At 76.6% G+C, this 679-nt stretch carries 1 protein-coding gene; it reads left to right on the top strand.

Annotated elements, in window-relative coordinates; all coding sequences use genetic code 11:
• The coding region (locus AC1D1T_RS32915; protein ID WP_477993567.1) for a KR domain-containing protein at positions 1 to 679 on the top strand (679 nt) is incomplete at both ends.

Genomic DNA, 679 nt, shown 5'->3' with positions numbered 1-679 from the left:
CACGAGATCGAGGCGGCCGGTGCGCAGGTGCGCTGCTTCGCTGCCGATGCGGGCGACGCCGCCGCGCTGCAGCGCGTGCTGGACACCCTGGCGCGCGAGATGGCGCCGCTGCGCGGCGTCGTGCACGCGGCCGGCACGCTCGACGACGGCATCGCGCTGCGCCAGGACTGGCCGCGCTGTGCCGCCGTGCTGCACAACAAGGCGCAGGCGGCCCGGCACCTGCACGCGTTGACGCGCACGCTGCCGCTGGATTTCTTCGTGATGTATTCGGCCGCCGGCCTGCTGCTCGGTGCGCCGGGGCAGTGCGCCTATGCGGCGGCCAATGCCGAGCTCGATGCGCTGGCGCACCTGCGCCGCGCGCAGGGCCTGCCGGCGCTGAGCGTGGCCTGGGGCGTGTGGGGCCAGGGCGGCATGGCGACGCAGCTCGCCGCGGGCGGCCACGATCCGTGGCGCGAGCGCGGGCTGGCGCCGATCGATCCGGCGCACGGCCTCGAGCAGCTGGCGCAGCTGCTGCGCGAGGGCGCGGTGCATGCCGCGGTGCTGCCGATCGACTGGCAGCGCTTCATCGCGACGCTGCCGGCCGGCGTGGACCCGGCCTTCTTCGACGACGTGGTGCCGCGTGCGACGGCACCTGCCGCGCCCGCCGCCGGGCCGCAAGCGGCGCCCGCCACCGTGCTGT

This window comes from Rhizobacter sp. P2_H3, assembly GCF_056403355.1.
Note: the sequence above shows the minus strand (reverse complement) of the source record. Positions and strands in the feature narration are given on the sequence as shown.